8 protein-coding genes are annotated in these 8,394 nt (G+C 72.2%); 2 read left to right on the forward strand and 6 right to left on the reverse strand.

The features are described 5' to 3' along the window. A partial coding sequence (locus tag AOJ26_RS12445) for a hypothetical protein (RefSeq protein WP_053848320.1) occupies positions 1-1,371 on the forward strand: 1,371 nt, incomplete at its 5' end. An 80-nt stretch (positions 1,372-1,451) separates the two neighbouring features. Here the strand turns inward: AOJ26_RS12445 and AOJ26_RS12450 are convergent. Beyond that, on the reverse strand, positions 1,452-1,808 hold the full coding sequence (locus tag AOJ26_RS12450) for an iron-sulfur cluster assembly accessory protein (RefSeq protein WP_020137379.1): 357 nt from the start codon (positions 1,806-1,808) through the stop codon (positions 1,452-1,454). Positions 1,809-2,075: 267 nt separating this feature from the next. On the opposite strand from AOJ26_RS12450, the gene nadA reads away from it, so the two are divergent. After that, positions 2,076-3,260 carry a quinolinate synthase NadA gene (nadA, locus tag AOJ26_RS12455; protein WP_053848325.1) on the forward strand — a complete coding sequence of 395 codons (1,185 nt, stop codon included), beginning with the start codon at positions 2,076-2,078 and terminating at the stop codon, positions 3,258-3,260. A gap of 19 nt (positions 3,261-3,279) precedes the next feature. Here nadA and AOJ26_RS12460 read toward each other — a convergent pair whose 3' ends face one another. The 5 genes from AOJ26_RS12460 to AOJ26_RS12480 form a co-directional block, all read right to left on the reverse strand. Then, complete coding sequence (locus AOJ26_RS12460; RefSeq protein WP_053848321.1) at positions 3,280-5,514, reverse strand: protein kinase domain-containing protein; 2,235 nt, start codon at positions 5,512-5,514, stop codon at positions 3,280-3,282. 93 nt (positions 5,515-5,607) lie between these two features. Next, positions 5,608-6,753, reverse strand: coding sequence for an RNA polymerase sigma factor (locus tag AOJ26_RS12465; RefSeq protein WP_053848322.1), 1,146 nt, complete (start codon positions 6,751-6,753; stop codon positions 5,608-5,610). Then, positions 6,746-7,168, reverse strand: coding sequence for a YciI family protein (locus AOJ26_RS12470; RefSeq protein WP_053848323.1), 423 nt, complete (start codon positions 7,166-7,168; stop codon positions 6,746-6,748). Before AOJ26_RS12470 ends, AOJ26_RS12465 begins: the two co-directional genes overlap by 8 nt. A 127-nt stretch (positions 7,169-7,295) precedes the next feature. Beyond that, positions 7,296-7,973 (reverse strand): response regulator, encoded by a 678-nt coding sequence (locus AOJ26_RS12475; protein ID WP_053848324.1) that lies wholly within the window; start codon positions 7,971-7,973, stop codon positions 7,296-7,298. Further along, the coding region (locus AOJ26_RS12480) for a sensor histidine kinase (RefSeq protein ID WP_324613984.1) at positions 7,970-8,394 on the reverse strand (425 nt) is incomplete at its 5' end. The genes AOJ26_RS12480 and AOJ26_RS12475, both read right to left, overlap by 4 nt.

Consider the following 8,394-nt stretch of genomic DNA (forward strand, 5'->3'; position numbering starts at 1 on the left):
CCGGGGCGGCCGCTCGCCACGCCACCGTCCGGAGGGTCCGGCGGCGGTACGACCTCGGGTGCGTCCGGTGACGCCACTCCGCCGCCGCTAGCACTCGACGGTTACCACGCGAGCGGTGGGACCGGGAACGGGATCGCGCCGGGCGAGCCGAATCCGTACGGCGCGACCTACCGCGTCGACGGCAGCCTGCCCGAGGGGCCCGGCTCGGCGCCCGTCTACCGGGCCCAGGGGCAGGTCACCGAGGCTGAGGTGGCGCGGCTCGCCGAGGCGCTCGGGGTCGACGGGACGCCGGTGGCGCAGGGGCAGGTCTGGCGGATCGGGGTCAAGGACGGTTCGGGGCCGAGTCTCCAGGTGAACCGGCAGGCGCCGGGCGCGTGGACCTTCCAGCGCTACTCCCCCGTCGTCGACGACTGCCGGAGCGCCACCGTGTGCGGGGCCCCCGGCGGCCGTCCGGTGAGCGAGGCGGTCGCGGAGAAGGCCGCCGCGCCGGTGCTGAAGGCGGTGGGCCAGGGCACCGCGCATCTGGACGCGAGCCAGGTCATGGGCGCCCAGCGGATCGTGAACGCCGACCCGGTCGTGGGCGGGCTGCCCACGGACGGCTGGGCTACCGGCGTCACCGTGAACGGCCAGGGTGAAGTGGTCGGCGGCAGCGGCCAGTTGAAGGCGCCGGTCAAGGGCGACACGTATCCCGTGCTGAGCGCCGAGAAGACGCTGGGGCTGCTGAACGAGGTGCCCGTGGCCGACCACCGCATGGGCATCGGCGGCTGCGCCAGTCCCGTACCGCTGAAGGACCGGCTCGAGGCGCCCTGCGGGGAGTCGACGGCGAGTCCGGCGAAGAGCACGCTCACCGTCGAGAAGGCGGAGTTCGGGCTGGCGTCGCACCTGGTCGCCGGGCGGCAGGCGCTGGTGCCGTCCTGGCTGTTCGAGGTGCGGGCGACGGGCGCGAAGGACGCGTTCACGGTGACGTACCCGGCGGTCGACCCGGCGTACATCGCCGCGCCGGCGACCGCGACGCCGAGCACGCCCGCCTCCCCCACCGCGCCCTCCGGCCGGCCGACCTCCGCCCCGAAGACACGGGACGTCGAGGTGGACGGCTACACCGCCGAGGGCGACGAGCTGACCGTGAGCTTCACGGGCGGGGTGTGCGGGGACTACACGGCGAAGGCGAGCGAGAACGCGGACCGGGTGAAGGTCGAGGTGACCTACACGCCGTGGCCGGACAAGGTCTGCATCATGATCGCCAAGGAGATGCAGAAGACGGTCCCGCTGGACGCGCCGCTCGGCGACCGCGAGGTCGTGGACTCGGACGGCAAGGCGATCCCGCTGACGAAGCCGGGGGCGCGGCTGCCGGAGACCTCCGGGGCCCGGTAGCCCCCGGGACGCGCGAAGGCGGCGGCCCCCCAGGAGGGAGCCGCCGCCTTCTGTCGCGTCGGACCGGTGCGAGCCGCGGACTAGCTGAAGGAGTCGCCGCAGGCGCAGGAGCCGGTCGCGTTCGGGTTGTCGATCGTGAAGCCCTGCTTCTCGATGGTGTCCACGAAGTCGATGGACGCGCCGCCCAGGTACGGGGCGCTCATGCGGTCGGTGACGACCTTGACGCCGCCGAAGTCCTTGACGACGTCGCCGTCGAGCGAGCGCTCGTCGAAGAAGAGCTGGTAACGCAGGCCGGAGCAGCCGCCGGGCTGAACGGCGACGCGCAGGGCCAGGTCGTCACGGCCTTCCTGGTCGAGCAGGGCCTTGACCTTCGCCGCGGCGGCGTCGGACAGGATGATGCCGTCGGTGACGGTGCCGGTCTCGTCCGATACGGACATCTACATCTCTCCCGGGTTGTACGGAGACTGCTTGCCGACTGGTGCAACCGGCAAGGCCGCGGATTCATTCCGGGCCGGACGCCGGTATTTTCCGGCGCCTTCTTCATGCTCGCACATGCGGCCCCGAGCGGAAAACGTCCTGCCGGAGCCCCGTGAGCCCGTTTTCGGGATTCACGTCACATCGACGCAATGACCATCGTCAAAGTGACGTGAAGCGGGTTATGATAGATAACGTCAGTTCGACGAAAAGTAGAAAGGGTGCGTGTCGTGACCACCGCCCAGACCACGGAGCTCGACGTACAGCCGACTCCGCTCGCCCTGTTGCTGCTCGGCCGCGAGGCCGACCCGAGGAGCGAGCGGGGCGTCGAGTGTCCCGGCGATCTGCCCTCGCCGTCCGACCCCGACCTGGTCGAGCGCGCCCGCGCGGCCAAGGAGAAGCTCGGCGACAAGGTGTTCGTCCTCGGCCACCACTACCAGCGTGACGAGGTCATCCAGTTCGCCGACGTCACGGGCGACTCCTTCAAGCTGGCCCGGGACGCGGCCGCGCGCCCGGAGGCCGAGTACATCGTGTTCTGCGGTGTGCACTTCATGGCCGAGTCGGCGGACATCCTCACCTCCGACGACCAGAAGGTCGTCCTGCCCGACCTCGCCGCCGGCTGCTCCATGGCCGACATGGCGACGGCCGAGCAGGTCGCCGAGTGCTGGGACGTGCTGACCGACGCCGGTATAGCCGAGCAGGTCGTGCCGGTGTCGTACATGAACTCCTCCGCGGACATCAAGGCGTTCACGGGCAAGCACGGCGGCCTGATCTGCACGTCGTCCAACGCGAAGCGCGCCCTGGAGTGGGCCTTCGAACAGGGCGAGAAGGTCCTCTTCCTTCCGGACCAGCACCTCGGCCGCAACACCGCCGTGCGCGACATGGGCATGTCCCTGGAGGACTGTGTCGTCTACAACCCGCACAAGCCGAACGGCGGCCTGACCGCCGAGCAGCTGCGGGACGCGAAGATGATCCTGTGGCGCGGGCACTGCTCGGTCCACGGCCGCTTCTCGCTGGAGTCCGTCGAGGACGTGCGCGCCCGCATCCCCGGGGTGAACGTCCTGGTGCACCCCGAGTGCAAGCACGAGGTCGTGGCCGCGGCGGACTACGTCGGCTCGACGGAGTACATCATCAAGGCGCTGGAGGCAGCCCCGGCCGGCTCGAAGTGGGCGATCGGCACGGAGCTCAACCTCGTACGACGCCTCGCGAACCGTTTCGCCCCCGAGGGCAAGGAGATCGTCTTCCTCGACAAGACGGTCTGCTTCTGCTCGACCATGAACCGCATCGACCTGCCCCACCTGGTCTGGACCCTGGAGTCCCTGGCCGAGGGCAAGCTCGTCAACCGGATCGAGGTCGACAAGGAGACCGAGGCGTTCGCGAAGCTGGCCCTGGAGCGGATGCTGGCGCTGCCGTAACCCCGCCGTCAGCCGGCGCTCACCCCGACGCGGAGGTCCGCTCGGGGTGGGCGGGGTCGAGGGTGAAGACATCGCCGGACGGCGTGGTGACGACGAGGGCGCCCTTGTTGAGCAGCACCTTGGTCGGCAGCTCGGTCAGGGCGTTCACCCACTGGGCGCGCGGCAGGGTCTCCCACAGCAGCGTGCCCTTGTCGGCGTCCAGAGCCGCGACCCGCCCGCTGGCGCTGGACACATAGACCACCCGGGTGCCCGCGCCCGGGGTGACACCGCCCGGCTGCTCCAGGCTCGTCGGGGTCTGCCAGAGCTGCTTGCCGGTGCGTGCCGACACGGCCGTCACCTGGCCGGAGGTGCCGGTGAACCACAGCGTGCCGTCCGCCGCTGTCACGGTGCCCTCGAACTCCTTCGCCAGCTCCGTCGTCGTGGCGGCACCGGTGTCCGGGTCGACCAGCCGGATCCGGGCGAAGGGGCCCTTCGTACCGGTGCTCAGGTGCCCCGGCACTTCCTCGGCGGCCTCGAGGTAGAGCAGGCGGCCGTCGTACGTGCCGACGAGGGTCGAGTGAGGGGGCACCTTCAGGCGCCGCACCGAGCCGTCGGAGCGGTCGAAGCCCAGGAGCAGGATCTCCTTGGCGGCCGTCATGCCGGGAGCGCACTCCAGGTAGAGGCCCACGTTCGTGTGCGCGGGGTCGCACTGCATCCCCGACGGAAGCGGCGCCGTCCAGCGCTGGGCGCCGGTACGCACCGCACGCGCGGTCAGCGATCCGCGGCCGATGTCCGGGACGAGCACCAGGTCGCCGGAGACGAACACGTGGGTCGACTGGAGGTCCACCGTGCGGTGCCAGAGCCGTTTCCCTGTGCCGGTGTCTAGGGCGACGACCGAGGTCACGAGGTCGCCGCCTTCGGGTTGGTACTGCTGTTTGACCAGCATGACGTCGTCCGCGACACCGAGGAGCCAGAAGAAGTGCGACCTCTTCATCGCGAAGGACGGCGTCCCCTCGGTACGCCAGTCGACCCGTCCGGTGACACCGTCGAGGCGTACGGGCATCACCGCGTCGCCCGCGCAGTACACGGCGCCCTCGTACGTCTGGCACTCCGGGCCGTCGTCTCCGTCCAGAAGGGTGATGCCCTTCTTCGGGCCGTGCTCGGCACTGGCGTACACCGTGGTCCGCCAGGGCTGCCAGCCGGTGGGCAGCTCCGTTCCGCGCGCTGCGGCGCCCTCCGCCTGGACCGTGCCGCCCCCGCCGTCACTGTCGGTCCGCCCGGGGCCGCTCAGCAGATATGCCGTCAGTGCGACGGCCAGCACGCCGATCGCCGCGGTCACCGCCCACAGCGGACGCAGCCGGCGCCGGCGGCCGGGCGAGGTGGCCGACTCCGGGCCGGGGGCCCCGGTGTCCGAGGGGTCAGGCAGCTCGCCACGCGAGGTCACCGTCGGGGGGCCCTCGGCCGCTTCCTCGGGCAGCACCCGTGCGAACTCGCTGGCCACCTCGTCCAGTCCGGGCCGGTCCGCGGCCTCCTTGGCCAGACAGCTCCGCAGGACCGCCCGCAGCTCCTCCCCCACGCCGTCCAGGACGGGTTCGTCGTGCACCACCTGGTACGCCGTAAGGTAGGGGCTGTCCGCGTCGAACGGTCCCCGCCCGGTGAGGGTGTACACCAGCAGCGCGCCGAGTGCGAAGACGTCGGAGGCCGGGCCGACCGTGCGGGCGTCGGTGAGCTGTTCCGGGGACATGAAGGGCGGGGTGCCGATCATCTGGCCGGTCTCGGTCAGGGGGTTGTTCTCCGCCGCCCGGGAGATGCCGAAGTCGATGACGCGGGGGCCGTCGTCGGCCATCAGGACGTTGGCGGGCTTGAGGTCGCGGTGCACCACCCCGGCCCGGTGGATGTCCCGCAGTGCCTCCACCAACCCCAGTGCCAGGCGCCGCAGTTGGCTCTCCCGCAACGGGCCGAGCTCGGACATCCGGTCGGCGAGCGAGCGGCCCGGGACGTACTGGGTCGCCATCCACGGCCGGGCCGCCTCCGGGTCGGCGTCCACGACCGGGGCGGTGAAGGCACCGCTCACCTTGCGGACGGCCTCGATCTCCTGGCGGAAGCGGGTGCGGAAGACGGGGTCCTCGGCGTACTGGGCGTGCACGACCTTCACCGCGACCTCGCGGCCGGAGCGGGATCTGCCCCGGTAGACGATGCCCATTCCCCCGGACCCGAGCCGGTCGACCAGCTTGTACCCGCCGACCGATTTCGGGTCGTCCTTGTGCAGCGGCACGTCCGCATCCCCTTCCCCCGTGCGGCAGTACGAGGGCCCAGCATATGTAACGGGGTGAGCGGTCCCGGTTCGGGAAGGTCGAGGGCCGTGACGTCAGTGCCGGGAACGGGAGTTGAGCCGGGCCGCCTGGCGGGTCAGGTAGTCGCGTTCGGCGAGGTTGGGGGCCTTGTGGGCGGCCTCGGCGTACAGGCGGGCCGCGGTCGTCGGGTCGCCGGCGCGTTCGTGGAGATAGGCGGCGGCCGCGGCGTGGCGGGGCAGCGTGTCGTCGATCGCGGCCAGCGCCGCCAGGCCCGCGCGGGGGCCGTCGGCCTCGCCCACGGCGACCGCCCGGTTGAGGCGGACGACGGGGCTGTCGGTGAGGCGGGCGAGTTCGTCGTACCACTCGACGATCTGCACCCAGTCGGTCTCCTCGGCGGTGGGAGCGTCGGCGTGCAGGGCGGCGATGGCCGCCTGGGCCTGGAACTCGCCCAGCCGGTCGCGGGCGAGGGCGGCCTGGAGGATCCGCACGCCCTCGGCGATCGCCGCGGTGTCCCAGCGGCCGCGGTCCTGCTCGGCGAGCGGCACCAGAGAGCCGTCGGGGGCGGTGCGGGAGGCGCGGCGGGCGTGGTGGAGCAGCATCAGGGCGAGCAGCCCGGCGACCTCGGGGTGGTCGATGGCGGCGGCGAGCTGCCGGGTGAGCCGGATGGCCTCGGCGGCGAGGTCGACGTCACCGGAGTAGCCCTCGTTGAAGACGAGGTAGAGGACGCGCAGCACGGTGGCGACGTCGCCGGGCTGGTCGAAGCGGACGCCGGCGACGGTGCGCTTGGCCCGGCTGATGCGCTGCGCCATGGTCGCCTCGGGCACGAGGTAGGCCCGGGCGATCTGGCGGGTGGTGAGTCCGCCGACGGCGCGCAGGGTGAGGGCGACGGCGGAGGACGGGGTGAGCGAGGGGTGGGCGCACAGGAAGTAGAGCTGGAGGGTGTCGTCGGCGGCGGACGCGGGCCCGGGCACCGGTTCCTCCTCGATGCGCTCCTCGCGCCGGCGGCGGGCCGTGTCCGAGCGGGTCGCGTCGAGGAACTTGCGCCAGGCCACGGTGACCAGCCAGCCCTTCGCGTCCCGCGGCGGATCGTCCGGCCAGACCCGGACCGCCTCGACCAGCGCGTCCTGGACGGCGTCCTCGGCCGCCGCGAAGTCGGCTCCGCGGCGGACGAGGACGGCGAGCACGCTCGGGGTGAGCCCTCTGAGCAGCGTCTCATCCACCGGGGTGGCACTCCGTGGCGGTGGGCGACTCGGCGTAGAACGGGCGCAGCTCCAGCCATTCATGGATCGGCTTCCCGCCGGCGCCCGGGGCGGCCGACAGCTCACCGGCCAGTTCCAGGGCCCGCTCGTAGCTGTCGACGTCGATCACCATCCAGCCGGCGATGAGGTCCTTGGTCTCGGCGAACGGCCCGTCGGTGACCGGCGGGCGCCCCTCGCCGTCGTACCGCACCCACGTCCCCTCGGGAGCGAGCGCCTGCCCGTCGACGTACTCCCCGGTCTTCACCAGCCCGTCCGCGAAGTCCCGCATGTACTGCACATGCGCGGAGATCTCCTCCGGCGTCCACTGCTCCATGGGCACGTCGTTGGCCGGAGCGGGAGCGCCGCGGTAGTGCTTGAGCAGCAGGTACTTGGCCATGATGTCTCCTGGTGTTCCGGTGCGACCCATTCTGGCCGCTCTCACCACGGGGACGGAGCGGGACGCGGGTTCTCGACATCGCCGGGCGGACTTTCTCTCTCCGGTCCTCGCGGCGGCCTCCGTGGGCTCACTCCGCCCGCGGCCGCACCAGGCCCGACTCGTACGCGATCACCACGAGCTGGGCCCGGTCCCGGGCGCCCAGCTTGGCCATGGCGCGGTTGACGTGGGTCTTGACCGTGAGCGGGCTGACCTCCAGGCGCTCGGCGATCTCGTCGTTGGAGTGGCCGCCGGCGACCTGGACGAGGACCTCGCGCTCGCGGACGGTGAGGGCGGCGAGGCGTTCGGAGCGCACCGGGTCGTTGTCGTCCGCGTCGCCCTGGGCGAGAAAGCGGGCGATCAGGCCCTTCGTGGCGGCCGGGGACAGCAGCGCCTCACCGCCGGCCGCGACCCGGATGGCGCTGAGGAGTTCCTCGGGTTCGCTGCCCTTGCCGAGGAAGCCGGAGGCGCCGGCGCGCAGGGACTGCACGACGTAGTCGTCGACCTCGAAGGTGGTCAGGATGACCACGCGGACGTGGGCGAGTGAGGGGTCCTCGCTGATCATGCGGGTGGCCGCGAGCCCGTCCGTGCCGGGCATCCGGATGTCCATGAGGACGACGTCGGCACGCTCCTGTCTGGTCAGCCGGACGGCCTCGGCCCCGTCGGACGCCTCGCCGACCACCTCCATGTCCGGCTCCGAGTCGACGAGCACCCGGAAGGCGCTGCGCAGCAGTGCCTGGTCGTCGGCGAGCAGGACACGGATCGTCATACGGGCTCCCCCGGTTGGTCCCTCGCGGCGGTGCGGGTCTTGACCGGCAGGATCGCATGGACGCGGAATCCGCCTCCGTAGCGGGGACCGGTGGTGAGGGTGCCGCGCACGGCGGTGACGCGCTCGCGCATCCCGAGCAGTCCGTGGCCGCCGCCGTTGTCCGGGTCGTCGTCGCTGCCGGCCCCGTCGTCGAGGACCGTGATCTCCACGTTCGGGCCGACGCGCACGACGCTGACCTCGGCCTTCGCCGCCGTACCGGCGTGCTTCTGGACGTTGGTGAGGGCTTCCTGGATGACCCGGTAGGCGGCCAGGTCCACGGCGGCGGGCAGGGTGGTGCCGTGGTCGGCGCGGGCGACCTCGACATGGAGGCCGGCGCTGCGGTAGGTGCCGACGAGTTCGTCGAGGCGGGCCAGGCCGGGGG

This window comes from Streptomyces sp. NRRL B-24085, from assembly GCF_001282115.1.
GTDB lineage: Bacteria > Actinomycetota > Actinomycetes > Streptomycetales > Streptomycetaceae > Streptomyces.

Coding starts and splice junctions, on each gene's coding strand:
- AOJ26_RS12450 (WP_020137379.1), bottom strand. CDS start 1,808: ATGTCCGTATCGGACGAGACCGGCACCGTCACCGACGGCATCATCCTG.
- AOJ26_RS12475 (WP_053848324.1), bottom strand. CDS start 7,973: ATGACGATCCGTGTCCTGCTCGCCGACGACCAGGCACTGCTGCGCAGC.
- AOJ26_RS12470 (WP_053848323.1), bottom strand. CDS start 7,168: ATGGCCAAGTACCTGCTGCTCAAGCACTACCGCGGCGCTCCCGCTCCG.